We start from the raw sequence: 16,616 nt of genomic DNA, 5'->3' as shown, positions 1-16,616 counted from the left end.
AGCGCAGGAGCCGCCCATCATGCCGACTAAACTCTACCCCCTGTCGAAGACCTGGACCCCCGTCGCCCGCATCACAGCGGTCGGGGATACCGGGGTTCTCATGACGAACCCGAGCCCGGCCTACCCGATCTTCTACGCGATCAGCGCGGACGACACTGCTCCCCTGCTCTCTGCGGAGCAGGGGCATTCGATTGAAACGAATGGTGAGCGGGCGTTGACGCTGCGGGATGGTGAGCGCCTCTGGGTCGCGGCGCGCGTCGCTGGCCAGGATGCCACGATCACGGACGGCCCGGCCTGATGTTCCGCGCCGGCATATCGGGCCGGCTCAAAGGGAGCCGGATGTCTGGGGCGCGAACCGCGGGTTCGCGTCTCATTGGCGATCCTGTCGAGACAGCGGATTCAACCACACCTATGCTGTCGATCGACAGCGCGCCGATCCTGGGCACCGCCGCAGCAGTCGAAGGCAATGAACTGAACGCGACAGCCGGATCGGTTTCGGGAGGGTCCTCGGTCAGAACTTGGCAATGGTATCGCGGCAGCGACGCGATTTCCGATGCAACCGAAGACAGCTATGTGCTGACCGAGGCCGACATCGGTCACCAGATCAAGGTCCGCCAGATCGAAACCCCAAGCGGCGGCAGCCCGGTCACCCGGGACAGTACGGCCAGCCCGGTGGTGGTGGCGCTGAACTTCCAGGCCCGGGACAATGGCGACGGCACCTTCGGTGTCAGCTATGCCGACGGGGCCCGGTCGACGGTCGAGTTCGTGCTGTCCCAGCCCATGGTCTATGCGGGCAGTTTCAGCCTCGATCTGGCCGCGCTCGAAACCGGTCCGGTCTGCCTTGTGCAGCCGGCGCTGTCGGGCACGCCCGCGCTGGGTGAGACGCTGAGCGGGCTACCGTTCCTGTGGGTCTATCAGCAGACGCTGGGCGCCCTGACCATTACGTCTCGCTGGCTGCGGAACGGCACGGTGATCACGGGCGAGACCGGGCCCACCCATGAAGTTGTCGCAGCTGATGTCGCGAACGGCCTCTCCTATGGCGAGGTAGGCACCCAATCCGGCGCGGCGGCCCCGGTGGCGGCGGCCACCGAAGGAATTCAGATTTCTGGGACCGTGGTCGCGAGCCTGACTGCGGTTTCCGGTGCCCGCACAGCGTCGGGGCAAGTCTCCGTTGCCGTGACCACGAACCGCTCCGCCGGGTCGATCTTCTATGTGATCACCAGCGGAGCCGCGCCCTCGGCCGCGCAAATCGTGGCCGGGCAAGATGCCGCTGGTGAAGCAGTCGCGGCGCCCTATGCGGGGTCTCGTGTGGTCTCGGCCGCGGGCCAGCAGACGCTAACGATCTCGGGACTGGCCGAGCCGATTTCGGCGACGGTCTATCTGGTGCAGAAGCAGGATGCTTCGGACGCTCTGTCGAACGTTGCTGCAACCGCTCAAATAGTGAGCCCCTCGTCCTCCGGCTACAGCCCGCGAAGCTCGGCCAGTGCTGTGGCCTGGTGGGATGCCTCGGACGAGGCGACCATCACCCATACCGCGGGTGCGATCGGTCAGATCAGCGACAAGATCGGCAGCGCGCATCTGACCGGGACCGGGACAACCGGCGTAGCGGCCAGCGATGTGAACGGGCTCAACACCGTCGTCATGGACGGGGTGATCGATCGCCTCGAAACGGATGCAATCGCTTTCCCTGACGATGGCAATTGGGTTCTGTCGCTCGTTGTCTATATCGGGGAGGTAGACAATATTTTGGACAGCCTGTTCCAGACTCTGGGCGCTGGAAGCACGGTCAATGCGTACATGAGCGCCGCGTCTGATGCGTATTTCAGGGGGCGGTTCTATTTCGGGCAGGAAAACGCGTTCCCCTCTGTCGAACCCGTCTCCGGGCTGCACTGCGTCCAGATCTTGGCAGACAAAAGCAATAGCGTAGCTCGGTTCATGCTGAACGGGGCGCAGGTCGCCGGGCTTGCATACCCAACTGCTTTGGATGCGACCATGCTTAGACTCTTCCGCTTTGGCGAGTCCCGAGGGCTTGGTGGACGTTTCTGCGAGGGCATTCTCGATGGAGATACGGCAACTCAATCCCCCGCCCATGACTACCTGAAATTGAAATGGGATTTGTGATATGCCCAAGATAGATTTTTCTGGAATTCCGACAGGGTCCGAGGTTGATTTGTCCGTCCGGAATTCCGCCGGGAATACCCTCGTTGCAGGGCGCAGCCCGGCATGGGCAGAATATACCCCTCCGACCGAGGTTCCCGATCAGGTTAACGAGGCTGCGGACCTCGGGATCGTCTCACGCATCCCGTTCGATGCCATCGCAGCCGACATCGAGTCCATCGAGGTGTTCTCCCAGCCCTCGGATTACGGGCATGTGTCGATTGTGGACGACGCGGTGATCGTGAACACCGTTGACATCCCCGAGACCCGGAAAGTCTCCGACGAGCCAACGGTTCTGTGGAACCCAGAGAACCCGCTGTCAAAGATGGTTACGGACCGAGTTCTGAGCACCAACCCTATCACGTTCACGCTGCGCGTGAAGCAGGTGGGCAAGGGCGCACAAGACACCACCATCTCAGCCCGTGTAGACGCCCATAGGACGTTGTGCGGCTGGTCCTGCGGGCGCGGGATCAAGCTGGCGGTCGACAGCAACGACGCGACCGTGCTGGAACCCGGCGAGACCCATGCCGACATCCATATCAGCCTCTCGGCCAGCGCCTATGAGCTTGCAGATGTGGTCTCCGAGGTGGGCTCATGGATGGCCACGGGCCGCGTGGACGATTACATCGCCGCGCAGCTTACCCCCGGGGGTGGCACCGTCCTCGACCATGCCGTGAGCTACGATCCGACGACTTATTTCGGATCACAGGCCAAGCCGCTCACACCTCTCGCGGCTAAAGGCGTCGTCTCCGCACTCGTCAATGATCACGGCTTTAAGACCGTCTATGTCTATTACGAGCGGGGCTACGACTACAGCGGTGAGAAGGGGGTCGCATTTCCGGGTGGAGATGGCCTGTTGCATCCGCATGCCGTCCTCACGTGGGGGGAAGGACCCCGTCCGATCTTGGGGCTCATGAAATTCAACGGTTCTATCAAGGTACATGGGCTGGTCATCCGTGGAGTAGATTTTCCGTTGGGGCAAGGCGTGGAAAGTGCTGCCGGGTCCAATGTCATCATCGAGGACTGCATCGTCCTCGGTAGCGTCTACTTCTACAATCAGGATACGTTTGGTTATCCGGCTAGGTTCACGGTCCGAAACAGTATCATCCCGCATGCGTTCAACCCGGATGATGTTAAGGAGGGGAGCCCAAACAGTTGGGCGGGCAACTACCGTCCATCTTGTGTCAAACCCGGCGGCGGCTGTAGCGGCATCATACTCCAAGGGAATTTCATCAGTTTCGGGGGTTTCGCTCCTGATTTCTCGATAGACAATAATGTTGACGGCTACCCGTTCATCGAGAATAGATCGGACGAAAGGTGGGGACTGGAAGGCTTTGCGCCCCCCGGCCCCAACCTGCTGACACACCCGATCTATTTCGACAGCTACACCCGTCATATCCTGCTGCGCGACAACTTCGTCTTCGGGTCGGGCGGGTCGCTGATCCAGCTTCGCGCGGGCGCGGTGATGCGTAACTGCGCATTCACTTGGGGCAATCAGGTGTTTGCGTTCGGAAAGGGCGTTTTCGACAACTATTCCGATCCGGTCTACCCGGGTTACGCGGATGGCCACCGGTCGCTGGGACAAGACGTGGTTGTGACCCATGCGGGCTACCACGACGGCCCCAAAGCGGGGAATGCACTCAGCGAGGGCGTCAAGGTCTCCGCGCCGTTGGTGGCGTTCGACCGGTTCCTTGTGCTGCACGATCTCAATCCGAACGACCCTGCTGACGCGGGTCGGCTGGTCAGCGACTGGAACGGAGATGTCCATGCTCGCAGGGACGGGCTGATCTATGTGGAAGACGAGTTCAGCGAGGGCGGCATCTTCGAACACTACAAGGGACGAGAGCGGCAGACGCTGGCCTATTGGGGGGCGAAAACCTACAACCCGGACGGTGTCGACCTGAGCAATGTCAACGATGCCACGATCTTCCGCTGGTACGATGCGCAGCGGGGCAACGCCCCCGACACCACGACCGACATCATGGACATCTACTGGTGGCTCCGCGAGCATCAGGGCCCCGAGATCAAGGCACTGGTGCGCAGTTTCATCGCCTTCATGCAGGCCCCTGTGGGAATCGCGCCGACCTGGCGGACGAAAGCCGCGGCCTGTTCCTTCGTGCCGGATCTGGCCGAGGACGGCTGCCGCTGGGACAATCCCAACAACTGGGGCGGCGACCTGATCCCGGGCAGCTTCGCGGGCGATACCGTGAAGCTCAACGGGCACAAGGTGTTCTTCCAGGACCACACCCTGACCGTGGCCGATCTGGATCTCGGCGCGGGCGGGCATCTGCAGGCGGTGAACGGACGGTTGAACGTCTCGGCTGGGCCGGTCTGCAGCGGAGGCGGGGCGCTTACTACCGACGAAAGCGGCCAGATCTGGATCAAGGGCTATCAGGGCGCGGCGCCGCTGGCGGTGACGGTCAAGGGTGGTCGGTTCGCCAATACCGGCACCTTCTCGGGACCGGCAGATATCCATGTGGACGGCTCGACCGATCCGCACGGCAAGGCCGAGTTCCTCTGTGCTTATGGCGCCGCCGCGATGACGGTCAGGTCCGGCCGGAAAATGGAGATCGTCGGCGGCGGCCCGCGCGTCGGGTTCGACGGGACCGGCGGCGAAGCCGCAGTGCTGACGGTGGAGGCCGGGGCGACACTCCGGTTCGTCGCTGGGGAAAACGGCGATCTGGCAACGATCCGCGAGTTCCGGTCCGGCGTGAACGGGACCGCGGCGCCCAATGTCGTCTCCTCGGTGATCCTTGAGGCCGGGTCCAACCTCGAAGCCGACTGCACTGGAAGGGGCCCAGGGACGCACACGTTCGTCAATGTCGATGCGCTTTCCAATGGCGCGACCTGCACCGCCATCAAGGTCGATCCCAACTTGGTCGCCTCGTGGGACACCAGCGGCACCGAACTGAAGCTCACGCTCGCCCCTGCGTAAGCACCGTCAAGGCCCGAAGGAGACGGGGATGATCGAAACGACAGAGAACGTGGTCAGAACTGCGCTGGCAGTATTCGCCGCGCTGGTGCTGGTCTGGATCCGCACCGATGGCATGGCGCTGATAGGCCGCCTCGGCGTCACCACCGCCTCGGCCGCCGCGGGGCTCGCGGTCGGCTCGGAGGTTTCCGAGTGGTTTGGCACGCCCGAGCGCCTGACCATTGTGGGCGTAACCGTGCTGGGGCCGCTGGCGCTCGAGGTCTGTGCCGCGACGCTTCTCGTCATCAAGAAGAACCCCGCCGCCGCGCTCGAATTGCTGCGCCAGTGGAGGGGCGGGAAATGAGCCCGGCCCTGTACCTCACCATCACTGCGGTCATCTGGCTCGCGCTGATCGTCTGGCCCTGAGGTCGGGGCCAGACGGCTTCACCATACCTGACAGAGCCCAAGGAGGGCCAAATGCTGAACTTCATCATGAAATACCTTCCCGCGTTGATTCCGAACTGGCGGGCGGTTCTGTGGCGGTCGCACTCGATGCGCGCGCTGATCCTCGGCGTGATCTGGACGGGCCTCGTCTCGATCATCGCCATGCTGCCCTGGCTGCCGATCCCGCCCATGCTGGTCGCCTGGATCTATCTGGGCCTGCTGGCCTACGGCGCGGTCGGTCGGCTTCTGGCGCAGGGGATCGGCGATGAATAAGATCCTGATCGCCGTCGCCGGTCTGGTGCTGATCGCCGTCTTCGCCTTCCCTCAACCCCAGCCCGATATCGGAATTCCGACCTCGGCCCCGGAAAGCGCCCAGACGCAGGAGGCCCGCGCGCTGGCGCTCGCCGTGCCGCTGATCGCGAAATGGGAAGGCAAGCGGAACGCGGCCTACCAGGACCTCGTGGGCGTCTGGACGATCTGCTACGGCCACACGCGCACCGCGCGGCCGGGCATGGTCCTGTCGGATGCGGACTGCGAGGCCCTGCTGCGCGCCGAGGTGCGCGAGTACCGCGCCCGGCTTCTGCCCCACTTCTCGGCCGAGACCCGTGCCCGGCGCCTGCCGCCGCCCCGGGATGCGGCCTTTACCAGCCTTGCCATCAACGTCGGCGTGGCCGGGGCGGGTCGATCCACCGCGACCCGGCGCCTGAACGAGGGCGACGTGCCGGGTGCCTGCGAGGCCCTGACCTGGTGGAACAAGGCGGGCGGGCGCGTCGTCGCGGGGCTCCGGAACCGCCGGACCGAGGAATACGGCTATTGCATGCGCGAGGCGTCGTGATGGGCTGGCTGGTGCAGATCCTCGGCGGCGGGCTGGCGGGCCAGCTGCGCGAGGCCTACGAGGCGCGGCTGCGCGCCGCCAACGATGCCGACCGGATCGCGGCCGAGATCCGCATCGCCGAGCTGCAGGAGCGCCAGGCGAACCGAGCGCTCGGCGGCCGCCTGACCGCCTGGGTGCAGGCCGCCTGGGCGGCGCCGTTCATCCTCTACAACGCCAAGCTGCTGATCTGGGACAAGGTGCTGGGGCTCGACGCCACCGACGCGCTGTCTGCCGACCTGCTGGACCTGCAGCTGAGGATCGTGACGTTCTATTTTGGCGGGGCCGCGGCCATCGGAGTGGTCCGGGAGCTCAGGCGGTAGCTGATGGGGGTCTGCAGCATGAGGAACCGGAGCGCGATCGCTGTCTGGACCGTCGCGGGCGGGCTCTTGTCCCTCGTGTCTCGATTTGCCAACGTCGTTCTCTTCGCTGGTTCACCTGATCAGACGCTTTCCGCCCGGGCCTATGCTGAGGCCGTTCTCGGCGCCGGAGACGGACGATGGGACTGGCGCTACCGTGCCATCAACGCCACCTTTCAGCCGCTCTCGGCTATCTGGCCAAGCCAGTCCGATCATTGCCGCTGGGCGTGGGAGGAAGAGGTGAGCCGCGCCATGGAGACGCTCAAGCAGAACGACGCGCTCGACAGGTCTATGGGAAGCTAGGCCACACTCCATCAGCCCGACAGCCGCACCACATTCTCTGCCTCGCCAGTGACGAACCGCGCCCATGCCTCCATCACCGGGCGGCGCCGCTCCAGCAGATCCGAGCGGGCATAGGTCCTCTCGATCCGTCCGCCGACAGTGTGTCCCAGGATCGTTTCGGCCACATCGAATGAGCAAGCATCGGTGTCTTGCACCCACATGCGGAACGACGACCGGAAGCCGTGTGGCCGACCATCCTCCTTGAGCACGCGCAGGGCCTTCTCTATCGCCGCGCTCGAGATCGGCGCACCGCGGCCGCCGGTGAACAGGACATCCCCAAACGCCTCTTTCTGCCGCTGCACGATCGCAAGGGCTGGATCGGTCAGCGGCACGCGAAATTCGCGAACGTGCTTCAGCGTCCCTTTCATCCGCTCCGGCGGGACGGTCCAGACATCGCCGTCCACCTCAGCCGCCCTCGCGCCGGCGCATCCCATGTACCTGACCAGCGTCAGCATCATGAAGCGCAGGCACTCGTGCCCCACGGTCCCTGCGCTGAGCTTGGCGTAGAGCGCTGGCATGTCCTCCCATGGGGTAGCGGGGATGTGCTTCGGCGTGTGGATGACTGCCCCGAGCATCCGCTGCGCCGCCTCGGCCGAGAACGGGTCGCAGCCGAATCCCATCAGCCGCCCCTCATGCAGCACAATCCTGGTGCGTTGCAGCGCCTTCTCGGCAGTCGGGAATTTCGTCCGCCAGATCGGGGCCAGGGCCCCCTTGATGTCCTGAGGGGTGATTTCGGAGACGCGCATCTTGCCGATGTGCGGTAGAACATGCCGCTGAAGCGGGGAGAACCATCGGCCACGCTCGCCGCCGCCGCGCAAGGTTGCCTTCCGCGCCTCGAAGACAATCTGCGCCATCTCTGCAAATGTGGGATCTGTCTTGTCGCGCTGTGCTTTCGTGGCGGCGCGCTCTTCGTTCCGCTCGGTGATCGGGTCTCGCCCGGCTCGCAGCACGGCCGCCCAGCGGTCTCTCTCCCGGCGCGCGTCGGATAGACCGACCTCAGGCCATGAGCCGAGCCCCATGTTGCGCCGCGTCCCAAGAAACGAATAGCGGAAGTTCCATTTCCCAGCGTCCGGGCTCGCCTTGATGAGGGACAGACCGCCCGCGTCCCCGTAGCGCCCCGCGGGCGCCGCCTTGATTTCCCTGACCGTCAGCATACCACCTAGCATACCATCTTGCAGCGTGTTCCCTTGAAATCCTGTGGGTCACTCTGGAACAGTCCGGCCCCTAACCCCCGGTAGGTATGCCTTATTCCCATGGCGGTCTGCAATGCCCTGAAACGCTAGTTTGGTGCGGGTGGTCGGACTCGAACCGACACTCCTTGCGGAAAGGGTGTTTGAGACCCTCGCGTCTACCATTCCGCCACACCCGCACTCTGCACCCCGCCGGTAGCCGCGGAGGCCGGAGCCCTGGTCGTTCCGCCATCCCGCCGGGCCCGGTCCGGGAAAGCGCGCTCGTGCGGGGCCGCGGGCGGATCGCTCGGCGCAAGGCCTTGGCAACGATTCGCGTATCGGGCGAGACCTCGGGGACGCGCGGTGGCGCCCCCCCCCCCGGCCCGCCTGTCGGGCCCCTCGCGTTCCTCTACCCCGACCGCCGCGGACGGTCAATCGTCCGTCACCGCCTGCGGCTCGGCTTGACGCAGGCGCCCCCGCATGGCTTCTAGGCGGCAGACGATGCCCGGGAGCCTTCATGATCCGACGCCTGTACGACTGGACGCTGTCGCTCGCCGACAGCCGCAATGCGATGTGGGCGCTTTTCATCGTGGCTTTCGTCGAAAGCTCGGTCTTCCCGATCCCGCCCGATGTGCTGATGGTGCCGATGATCCTGGCGCGCCCCTCGCGGGCCTTCGCCATTGCCGGGGTCGCACTGGCGGGGTCGGTGCTGGGCGGGCTTGCGGGCTACGGCATCGGCTGGGCCTTCTTCGAGCAGATCGGCCGCCCGGTTCTGGAATTCTACGGCAAGGACGCCTATTTCGACGAATTCGGCGCGCGCTATAACGATTATGGCGCCTGGGCCGTGCTGATCGCGGGCGTGACGCCCTTCCCCTACAAGGTGATCACCATCCTGTCAGGCTCGACCGGGCTCAATCTCTGGGTTTTCATGACGGCCAGCGTCATCGCCCGGGGCATCCGGTTCTTTCTGGTGGCGGCGCTTCTGTGGAAGTTCGGCGCCCCGGTGCGCCGGTTCATCGAGAAATATCTGGGACTTCTCTTCACGCTTTTCGTCCTGCTGCTGATTGGCGGCTTCTACGCTGTGAGGTACCTGTGACGGTCACGCGCAACCGGTTGATCCTTCTGGCGGCGGCAGGGTCCGCGGCCATCCTTCTGGCGGCCTTCGGGTTCCAGTATCTGGGCGATCTCGCGCCTTGCAAGCTGTGCATCTGGCAGCGCTGGCCGCACGCGGTCGCGGCGGTGCTGGGCCTGCTGGCGGTGGCCGTGGGCGGATTCATCCTGACCCTGAGCGGGCTGAGCGTGATGGCCGCCTCGACCGGGCTTGCGATCTATCATTCGGGGGTCGAGCGGCACTGGTGGGCGGGGCCGTCCTCCTGCACCGGCGACGGTCCGAGCCTGTCGCAGATGACGCCCGAGCAGATGCTGAACCCGAGCCTCGTCGAGCCCATCGTGCTGTGCGATCGCATCGCCTGGCAGCTGTTCGGCCTGACCATGGCCAATTACAACGTTCTGCTGTCGGCCGGTCTGGTCGCGGTCTGGGCGATGGCGCTGACCCGCGGCCGCAGCTGAGGGCTGCGGGCGCAACAAGGCCTCAATTCACGCGGAATTCACCCACGACATTGCGCCACTCGCCGGGCGAGATCAGCTTGCGATGGGTGAAGCGGACCGAATGCAGCGGCCCCTCAATCGAGTCCTGCCAGAACTCGATGAACTTGAAGAGCCGCGGATGATCCGGGGCAAGATCGTAGTCCTGCCATATGAAGCTGTTGAGAACGTTTCTGAAATCGGGCATGCGGTAATAGAGTTCGGCGGTGGTGAGGCCGTAGCCCCGGAGCATCAACTCGGTCTCGGACTGCTGCACGTCTGGTCTCTCCTGTCGCGTGGATCTTCGGAAAGCATGCCAAAGCTCGATTGATTTTCAATGAAAACAGGGTGTTGGCACTCTTTCCCGGGGGCTGCCAGATCCTGGGCCGGTCTGCGGTTGCACCCCATATGAAGGTTCTGATAAAGTTCGCTCAACAATATCTAGAATGACGCCGAAAGGCCGGGCCCCAAGTTGAACGACACGCCGGAAATCCCTGAAAACGAAGACGAAAACGGTTCTGGAAAAGGACCTGCGCGACCCTCGTATGACGGGCCGGTCATCGCAATCGAGAAGGAGATGCAGAAATCCTACCTCGATTACGCGATGAGCGTGATCGTGAGCCGGGCGATCCCGGATCTGCGGGATGGCCTGAAACCTGTGCACCGCAGAATCCTGTTCGCGATGCACGAGACCGGCAACACCCATGACAAGCCCTACCGCAAGTCGGCGCGGGCGGTGGGCGACACGATGGGGAAATACCACCCGCACGGCGATTCCGCGATCTACGATGCCCTGGTGCGGATGGCGCAGCCCTTCTCGATGTCGCTGCCGCTTCTGGACGGTCAGGGCAACTTCGGGTCCATGGACGGCGACAGCGCGGCGGCCATGCGTTATACCGAGGTCCGGATGGCCAAGGCGGCGCAGGCGCTGCTGACCGATATCGAAAAGGATACGGTCGACTTCCAGGACAACTATGACGGCAAGGACAAGGAACCGACGGTCCTGCCGGCGCGGTTCCCCAACATGCTGGTCAACGGCGCGGGCGGCATTGCCGTCGGCATGGCCACCAACATCCCGCCGCACAATCTGGGCGAGGTCGTCGATGCCACGCTGGCGCTGATCGAGGACCCCGACCTGACCAGCGAACAGCTGATGCAGTACGTCCCTGCCCCCGACTTTCCGACCGGCGGGCTGATCCTCGGCCGGTCCGGCGCGCGCAAGGCCTATCTCGAGGGGCGCGGGTCAGTCATCCTGCGGGCCAAGACCCGGGTCGAAGAGATCCGCAAGGACCGCCACGCCATCGTCATCGACGAGATCCCCTATCAGGTGAACAAGTCGACGATGATCGAGAAGATCGCCGAGGCCGCCCGCGACAAGCGGATCGAGGGCATCGCCCATGTGCAGGACGAATCCGACCGGGTCGGCGTCCGTGTGGTGATCGAGCTGAAACGCGACGCGACGCCGGATGTGGTGCTGAACCAGCTGTTCCGCTTCACGCCGATGCAGACGTCCTTCGGCTGCAACATGCTGGCGCTGAACGGCGGCCGGCCCGAGACCCTGACGCTGCGGGGCTTCCTGACCCATTTCATCGCCTTCCGCGAAGAGGTCGTGGCCCGGCGCACCGCCTTCGAACTGAGAAAGGCGCGCGAGCGCAGCCATATCCTGTGCGGTCTGGCGGTCGCGGTGTCGAATGTCGACGAGGTGGTGGCGACGATCCGCGCCTCGGCCGATGCCGCCGAGGCCCGCGTCAAGCTGATGGAGCGGCGCTGGCCCGCCCAGGACATTGCCGATTACATCCAGCTGATCGACGATCCGACCCACAAGATGAACGAGGACGGCACCTACAACCTCTCCGAGACCCAGGCCCGCGCGATCCTCGATCTCAGGCTTCAGCGCCTGACCCAGATCGGCGTCAAGGAGGTCACCGACGAGCTGGAAGAGCTGGCTGCCAAGATCAAGGACTATCTCGACATCCTGCGCTCGCGCGAACGGATCATGGCGATCATCGGCACCGAGCTGCGCGAGGTGCGCGACCAGTTCGCGGTGCCGCGCCGGACCGAAATCGCCGACTGGTCCGGCGACATGGAAGACGAGGACCTGATCGAGCGCGAGGACATGGTGGTGACCGTCACCCAGTCCGGCTATATCAAGCGCACGCCGCTGGCCGAATTCCGCAGTCAGAACCGCGGCGGCAAGGGGCTCGCCTCGATGGCGACCAAGGAAGACGACGTGGTCACCACGCTGTTCGTCGCCAACACCCATACCCAGCTGCTGTTCTTCACCACCGACGGCATGGTCTACGAGCTGAAATGCTGGCGCCTGCCCCAGGCGGGGCGCACCGCCAAGGGCAAGGCCATCGTCAATATCCTGCCCATTGCCACCGGCATCTCGATCGCCGCGCTGATGAAGATCGACGAGCCCGAGGACGAATGGGAGAACCTGCAGGTCGTGTTCGCCACCTCGGCCGGCGACGTGCGGCGCAACCGGCTGTCGGACTTCACCAATATCAAGCGCAACGGCAAGATCGCGATGAAGCTGCCCGAGGCGGTCAGCCTCGTAAATGTCTCGATCTGCGACGCCGAGGACGACGTCATGCTGGTCACCGCCATGGGCCGCGCGATCCGCTTCGCGACGACCGATGTGCGGGTCTTCTCGGGCCGTGATTCGACCGGCGTGCGCGGCATCCGGCTGGGCGAGAATGACCGCGTCGTCTCGATGTCGGTCATCCGCCATTTCGAGGCCGATCCGGCCGAACGCGTGGCCTATCTGAAACAGCGCCGCCTGATGGCGGGCGTCACCGACGAGAATGGCGAGGCCGACGAGGACGAAGAGGCGGTCGAGGCCGGCCAGCTTTCGCCCGCGCGCTATGCCGAGATGTCGGCGGCCGAGGACGTGATCCTGACGATCACCGCGCGCGGCCAGGGCAAGATCAGTTCCAGCCACGACTATCCGGTGCGCGGTCGCGGTGGCCAGGGCGTGCAGGCCATCGACAAGGCGCTGCGTGGCGGGCCGCTTGTGGCCTCCTTCCCGGTCGAGATGGACGATCAGGTGATGCTGGCCACCTCGCGCGGGCAATCGATCCGGGTGCCCGTGGATCAGATCAGCTTCCGGTCGCGCTCGGCGGGCGGTGTGCGGGTGCTCGATGCGGGCGCCGGCGAAGAGGTTGTCTCGGTCGCGCGGATCGCCGATCAGGGCGAGGACGCCCCGGAAGACCCGGCCACCTGAGGCTCGGCCCCTCGGTCAGGGACCCCGCGTGGACCGGGGTCCCGACAAGACGGCAAAAATCCGAAACATCTTCCTTTGTGCTGCCACAATTGAGGCGTGCACGGGTCAGACTTTGACGTCATTTCGGAAAGACGCCGTATCTCGAACGAGGAATGAGGGGCCTCGCCGTGATGTTTGGGCATCAAAATCTCATGGGGGTTTCCCCCAACCGTTTGCATGCGCTGTTGCGCGTGACCCTGGCGCTTTGCGTGATCGCAGCGTTCCGGACCGGTGCGCCGCACCTGCAGGTGCTGCCGCCCGATCCGCGCAGCGTTCTGGACTGGGCCGGGGCCACGATCATCTGGCTTTGCACCGCCGGGCTGCTGTCCGGCGTCGGAGCACGCCCCGCGGCGCTGCTGCTGGCCTTCTACCTGCTGACGACGGCGGTCGCGATCCGCCTCGGCATCGCCGCCCTGCCGCCCGATCCCGACCGCCTGTCGCTCGATATGGCGCTGGCCGCCGGGCTTCTGGCGGTCGCGCTGGGCGCCGAGCCCCGGTCCGGACGCGCGGCGGACGGGCCCGGATCGGCCGAGCGGGCGGCCTATCAGACCGCACTTGACCAAATCGTGGCCGATGAACGCGGTCTGGACGCTGCCGGGATGGGCCGGGCCCAGTCGGGCTGAACGGCCCCCCTTTCCTTCGCCCCGCCCGCCCGCTAGATCGGGCGCCATGACAGACACGCTTCATATCGTCGGCGGCGGCATGGCCGGGTCCGAGGCCGCCTGGCAGGCCGCCTCGGCCGGGATCGACGTGGTGATCCACGAAATGCGCCCCCAGACCGGCACCTTCGCGCACAAGACCGGCGATCTGGCCGAAATGGTCTGTTCGAACTCGTTCCGCTCGGACGATGACGAACAGAATGCCGTGGGCCTTCTTCATTGGGAGATGCGCGCGGCGGGCAGCCTGATCATGGACATGGCCGACACCCACCGCCTGCCCGCAGGCGGCGCACTGGCCGTCGATCGCGAGGCGTTTTCGCAAGGCGTCACCGAACGGCTGATGCGCCACCCGAAGATCCGGCGTGAAGGCTCTGAAATCACGTCGCTTCCAGAGGACGGCCACTGGATCTTCGCGACCGGCCCGCTGACCTCGGACGCGCTGGGTCAGGCGATCCGGGCCGAGACCGGGGCCGAGGCGCTGGCCTTCTTCGACGCCATCGCCCCCATCGTGCATTTCGACAGCATCGATCTGTCGAAGGCCTGGTTCCAGTCGCGCTATGACAAGGGCGAGACCGAAGAGGAACGCACCGCCTATCTGAACTGCCCGATGGACCGCGCGCAATATGAGGCCTTCATCGACGCCCTGCTGGCAGCCGAGAAGGCCGCCTTTCACGAGGGCGAGACGGCGGGCTATTTCGACGGCTGCCTGCCCATCGAGGTGATGGCCGAGCGCGGCCGCGAAACCCTGCGCCATGGTCCGATGAAGCCCGTGGGGCTGACCAATCCACATGCGCCCGACATCAAGGCCCATGCCATCGTCCAGTTGCGCCGCGACAATGCGCTGGGGACGCTCTACAACATCGTGGGCTTCCAGACCAAGATGAAGTATGGCGCGCAAGCCGATGTTTTTCGGATGATTCCGGGGCTGGAGAATGCCCGTTTCGCGCGGCTGGGCGGCATCCACCGCAACACCTTCCTGAATTCGCCGACCCTGCTTGACGCCGAATTGCGGCTGAGATCGAAGCCACATATCCGCTTTGCCGGACAGGTGACCGGGGTCGAGGGCTATGTCGAATCCTCGGCCATGGGACTGCTGGCCGGACGGCTGGCGGCGGCGGCGATAAAGGGCCGCAGCCTGCCTGCGGTGCCTGCCACCACGGCGACGGGCGCGCTCGTGACCCATATCACCGGCGGAGCCGAGGCCAAGACCTTCCAGCCGATGAACGTCAATTTCGGGCTCTTCCCGCCGGTCGAGGGGCTGAAGGGCGGGCGGCGCGGGCGGCGCGACCGTTACAAGGGCTATACCGACCGCGCCAAGGCAGACTGGACGGCCTGGCTTGGGGCCGAAGGCTGAGCGCTTCACATCCGCGTCGCACGCCCCATATAGGGCGGGACCGTTTCCGATGCGCCGAGGCCCGATGCTTTACATTCTCGCCCTCTTCCTGCCGCCGCTTTCGATCCTGCTGATCGGGCGCTGGTTCGTCGCGCTGGTGACGCTGGTGATCTGGATCCCGGCGATCATCTTCTCGGGCGGGCTGACCCATCCGATGTTCATCGTCCTGGCCTGGATTCTGATCTTTCAGCGCGGGGCGGACCGCCGGGCGGGGCTTTAGGCACTCTGGCCCTTCCCTCCGGCGCGCGCTAGCAAACGCGCCATGCGCACCCGCTTCGCCCCGTCTCCGACCGGCCCGCTGCATCTCGGCCATGCCTTCGCGGCGCTGACCGCCTTCGAGCGCGGCCGGATGCTGCTGAGGATCGAGGACATCGACACCGCCCGGTCGCGCCCCGACTGGGAGACGCAGATCTATAACGATCTGGCCTGGCTCGGGCTCGACTGGCCGCGCCCGGTGCTGCGCCAGTCCGGTCGGCTCTCGGCCTATCGCGCCGCGCTCGACCGGTTATGCGCCATGGGGCTGACCTACCCCTGCCGCTGCCGCCGTGCCGATATCCGCGCGGCCCTGTCGGCCCCGCAGGCGGGCGCGCCGGTCATCGGGCCCGACGGGCTCGTCTATCCCGGCACCTGCCGCGAACGGCCGCTGTCCGAGGCCGGACCCGAGGACGCGATCCGACTGGACATGGCGCGCGCGCTCGACCGGCTCGGCCCCCACCTGCCCGCCTTCACCGAGACCGGCCCAATGCACCCCGGCCCGCACCGTCTCGACGCCAGGGCGCTGATCGAAACCGTCGGCGATGTGGTGCTGGCCCGACGCGACCTGGGCACATCCTATCACCTGGCCGTGGTGGTCGATGACGCCTTCCAGGAGATCGACGAGGTCACGCGCGGCGAGGATCTTTTCGAGGCGACCCCGATCCATGTGCTGTTGCAGGCGCTGCTGGGCCTGCCGACCCCCGCCTATCACCACCACCGGCTGATCCTCGACGACGCGGGCAAGCGGCTGGCCAAGCGCGACGACGCCCGCGCCATCGCCCTCTATCGGGCCGAGGGGGCGAGCCCTGCCGACATCCGCCGCATGGTCGGGCTTTAATCCGCCATCGGCGACAGGATCTCGACCTCGGCGCCATCGCGGATCGCGGTATAGAAACAGCTGCGGCGGTTGGTGTGGCAGGCAGGGCCTTCCTGCTCGACCAGCACCAGCAGGCAGTCGCGGTCGCAATCGACGCGCATCTCGATCAGGCGCTGGACATGGCCGCTGGTCTCGCCCTTGACCCAGAACGCCTGGCGCGAGCGCGACCAGTAGGTTACCCGGCCGGTTTCCAGCGTCCGCGCCACCGCTTCGGCAGTCATCCAGGCCATCATCAGCACCGTTCCGGCTTCGTCCTGGGCAATGGCGGGGATCAACCCGGCCTCGTTGTAGCGAAGGCTCTCGGGATCGAAGGCCATTCTGGAACTCCTT

Annotated in this window: 18 protein-coding genes and 1 tRNA gene; 15 read left to right on the top strand and 4 right to left on the bottom strand. The window is 65.5% G+C overall.

The genetic code is table 11. The features are described from left to right. The first annotated feature begins 19 nt into the window (after positions 1 to 19). The 8 genes from DSD19_RS04500 to DSD19_RS04465 all read left to right on the top strand — a co-directional run bounded on the left by DSD19_RS04500 (position 20) and on the right by DSD19_RS04465 (position 7,045). Complete coding sequence (locus DSD19_RS04500; RefSeq protein WP_113668664.1) at positions 20 to 298, top strand: hypothetical protein; 279 nt, start codon at positions 20 to 22, stop codon at positions 296 to 298. Between the two features lie 113 nt (positions 299 to 411). Continuing rightward, positions 412 to 2,121, top strand: a complete 1,710-nt coding sequence (locus DSD19_RS04495; RefSeq protein WP_113668663.1) for a hypothetical protein — start codon at positions 412 to 414, stop codon at positions 2,119 to 2,121. A 1-nt stretch (position 2,122) separates the two neighbouring features. Then, positions 2,123 to 5,092 (top strand): hypothetical protein, encoded by a 2,970-nt coding sequence (locus DSD19_RS04490; protein WP_133260352.1) that lies wholly within the window; start codon positions 2,123 to 2,125, stop codon positions 5,090 to 5,092. A gap of 28 nt (positions 5,093 to 5,120) precedes the next feature. Further along, on the top strand, positions 5,121 to 5,432 hold the full coding sequence (locus DSD19_RS04485; protein ID WP_113668661.1) for a hypothetical protein: 312 nt from the start codon (positions 5,121 to 5,123) through the stop codon (positions 5,430 to 5,432). A 113-nt stretch (positions 5,433 to 5,545) separates the two neighbouring features. Beyond that, positions 5,546 to 5,785 (top strand): hypothetical protein, encoded by a 240-nt coding sequence (locus DSD19_RS04480; RefSeq protein ID WP_113668660.1) that lies wholly within the window; start codon positions 5,546 to 5,548, stop codon positions 5,783 to 5,785. Further along, positions 5,778 to 6,347 (top strand): lysozyme, encoded by a 570-nt coding sequence (locus DSD19_RS04475; RefSeq protein ID WP_113668659.1) that lies wholly within the window; start codon positions 5,778 to 5,780, stop codon positions 6,345 to 6,347. The genes DSD19_RS04480 and DSD19_RS04475 overlap by 8 nt, the downstream gene beginning before the upstream one ends. Further along, positions 6,347 to 6,706: a hypothetical protein gene (locus DSD19_RS04470; protein ID WP_113668658.1), complete on the top strand. Its 360-nt coding sequence runs from the start codon at positions 6,347 to 6,349 to the stop codon at positions 6,704 to 6,706. The genes DSD19_RS04475 and DSD19_RS04470 overlap by 1 nt, the downstream gene beginning before the upstream one ends. Positions 6,707 to 6,781: 75 nt before the next feature. Next, positions 6,782 to 7,045: a hypothetical protein gene (locus tag DSD19_RS04465; RefSeq protein WP_165828038.1), complete on the top strand. Its 264-nt coding sequence runs from the start codon at positions 6,782 to 6,784 to the stop codon at positions 7,043 to 7,045. 11 nt (positions 7,046 to 7,056) lie between these two features. Here the strand turns inward: DSD19_RS04465 and DSD19_RS04460 are convergent, their stop codons facing one another. Together DSD19_RS04460 and DSD19_RS04455 are read right to left on the bottom strand one after the other, a co-directional pair. Next, entirely contained in the window at positions 7,057 to 8,238 is a 1,182-nt protein-coding gene (locus DSD19_RS04460) for a site-specific integrase (RefSeq protein ID WP_243627677.1), read from the bottom strand. Positions 8,239 to 8,369: 131 nt separating this feature from the next. Beyond that, a tRNA-Leu gene (locus DSD19_RS04455) sits at positions 8,370 to 8,453 on the bottom strand. A gap of 317 nt (positions 8,454 to 8,770) precedes the next feature. Between DSD19_RS04455 and DSD19_RS04450 the strand changes: the two genes are divergently transcribed. Together DSD19_RS04450 and DSD19_RS04445 are read left to right on the top strand one after the other, a co-directional pair. Beyond that, positions 8,771 to 9,349, top strand: a complete 579-nt coding sequence (locus DSD19_RS04450) for a YqaA family protein (RefSeq protein ID WP_113668655.1) — start codon at positions 8,771 to 8,773, stop codon at positions 9,347 to 9,349. Beyond that, positions 9,346 to 9,822 (top strand): disulfide bond formation protein B, encoded by a 477-nt coding sequence (locus DSD19_RS04445; RefSeq protein WP_075785875.1) that lies wholly within the window; start codon positions 9,346 to 9,348, stop codon positions 9,820 to 9,822. Before DSD19_RS04450 ends, DSD19_RS04445 begins: the two co-directional genes overlap by 4 nt. 22 nt (positions 9,823 to 9,844) lie before the next feature. Here DSD19_RS04445 and DSD19_RS04440 read toward each other — a convergent pair whose 3' ends face one another. After that, a complete protein-coding gene (locus DSD19_RS04440) occupies positions 9,845 to 10,114 on the bottom strand; it encodes an usg protein (protein WP_113668654.1) in 270 nt (89 codons plus the stop codon). A 195-nt stretch (positions 10,115 to 10,309) separates the two neighbouring features. On the opposite strand from DSD19_RS04440, the gene gyrA reads away from it, so the two are divergent. From gyrA to gluQRS, 5 genes are all read left to right on the top strand, one after another. Continuing rightward, positions 10,310 to 13,063 (top strand): DNA gyrase subunit A, encoded by a 2,754-nt coding sequence (gene gyrA / locus DSD19_RS04435; RefSeq protein ID WP_113668653.1) that lies wholly within the window; start codon positions 10,310 to 10,312, stop codon positions 13,061 to 13,063. A 191-nt stretch (positions 13,064 to 13,254) separates the two neighbouring features. Next, positions 13,255 to 13,725, top strand: coding sequence for a hypothetical protein (locus DSD19_RS04430; RefSeq protein WP_133260350.1), 471 nt, complete (start codon positions 13,255 to 13,257; stop codon positions 13,723 to 13,725). Positions 13,726 to 13,771: 46 nt separating this feature from the next. Continuing rightward, positions 13,772 to 15,115 carry a methylenetetrahydrofolate--tRNA-(uracil(54)-C(5))-methyltransferase (FADH(2)-oxidizing) TrmFO gene (gene trmFO, locus DSD19_RS04425; RefSeq protein ID WP_113668651.1) on the top strand — a complete coding sequence of 448 codons (1,344 nt, stop codon included), beginning with the start codon at positions 13,772 to 13,774 and terminating at the stop codon, positions 15,113 to 15,115. A 64-nt stretch (positions 15,116 to 15,179) separates the two neighbouring features. Next, positions 15,180 to 15,374 (top strand): hypothetical protein, encoded by a 195-nt coding sequence (locus DSD19_RS04420; RefSeq protein WP_113668650.1) that lies wholly within the window; start codon positions 15,180 to 15,182, stop codon positions 15,372 to 15,374. A 42-nt stretch (positions 15,375 to 15,416) separates the two neighbouring features. After that, complete coding sequence (gene gluQRS / locus DSD19_RS04415; protein WP_075785869.1) at positions 15,417 to 16,247, top strand: tRNA glutamyl-Q(34) synthetase GluQRS; 831 nt, start codon at positions 15,417 to 15,419, stop codon at positions 16,245 to 16,247. Here the strand turns inward: gluQRS and hisI are convergent. Then, positions 16,244 to 16,603, bottom strand: coding sequence for a phosphoribosyl-AMP cyclohydrolase (gene hisI, locus DSD19_RS04410; RefSeq protein ID WP_113668649.1), 360 nt, complete (start codon positions 16,601 to 16,603; stop codon positions 16,244 to 16,246). The genes gluQRS and hisI overlap by 4 nt on opposite strands. Positions 16,604 to 16,616: the final 13 nt, after the last annotated feature.

It is taken from the genome of Rhodovulum sp. BSW8 (assembly GCF_003314725.1).
Classification (GTDB): domain Bacteria; phylum Pseudomonadota; class Alphaproteobacteria; order Rhodobacterales; family Rhodobacteraceae; genus Rhodovulum; species Rhodovulum visakhapatnamense.
This window is presented reverse-complemented; position numbering and strand designations above follow the sequence as displayed.

Excerpts from the sequence above, each read along its gene's own strand:
- DSD19_RS04500 (WP_113668664.1), top strand. The coding sequence starts at position 20 with ATGCCGACTAAACTCTACCCCCTGTCGAAGACCTGGACCCCCGTCGCC.
- DSD19_RS04495 (WP_113668663.1), top strand. The coding sequence starts at position 412 with ATGCTGTCGATCGACAGCGCGCCGATCCTGGGCACCGCCGCAGCAGTC.
- DSD19_RS04490 (WP_133260352.1), top strand. The coding sequence starts at position 2,123 with ATGCCCAAGATAGATTTTTCTGGAATTCCGACAGGGTCCGAGGTTGAT.
- DSD19_RS04485 (WP_113668661.1), top strand. The coding sequence starts at position 5,121 with ATGATCGAAACGACAGAGAACGTGGTCAGAACTGCGCTGGCAGTATTC.
- DSD19_RS04480 (WP_113668660.1), top strand. The coding sequence starts at position 5,546 with ATGCTGAACTTCATCATGAAATACCTTCCCGCGTTGATTCCGAACTGG.
- DSD19_RS04475 (WP_113668659.1), top strand. The coding sequence starts at position 5,778 with ATGAATAAGATCCTGATCGCCGTCGCCGGTCTGGTGCTGATCGCCGTC.
- DSD19_RS04470 (WP_113668658.1), top strand. The coding sequence starts at position 6,347 with ATGGGCTGGCTGGTGCAGATCCTCGGCGGCGGGCTGGCGGGCCAGCTG.
- DSD19_RS04460 (WP_243627677.1), bottom strand. The coding sequence starts at position 8,238 with ATGCTGACGGTCAGGGAAATCAAGGCGGCGCCCGCGGGGCGCTACGGG.
- DSD19_RS04450 (WP_113668655.1), top strand. The coding sequence starts at position 8,771 with ATGATCCGACGCCTGTACGACTGGACGCTGTCGCTCGCCGACAGCCGC.
- DSD19_RS04430 (WP_133260350.1), top strand. The coding sequence starts at position 13,255 with ATGGGGGTTTCCCCCAACCGTTTGCATGCGCTGTTGCGCGTGACCCTG.
- trmFO (WP_113668651.1), top strand. The coding sequence starts at position 13,772 with ATGACAGACACGCTTCATATCGTCGGCGGCGGCATGGCCGGGTCCGAG.
- DSD19_RS04420 (WP_113668650.1), top strand. The coding sequence starts at position 15,180 with ATGCTTTACATTCTCGCCCTCTTCCTGCCGCCGCTTTCGATCCTGCTG.
- gluQRS (WP_075785869.1), top strand. The coding sequence starts at position 15,417 with ATGCGCACCCGCTTCGCCCCGTCTCCGACCGGCCCGCTGCATCTCGGC.
- hisI (WP_113668649.1), bottom strand. The coding sequence starts at position 16,603 with ATGGCCTTCGATCCCGAGAGCCTTCGCTACAACGAGGCCGGGTTGATC.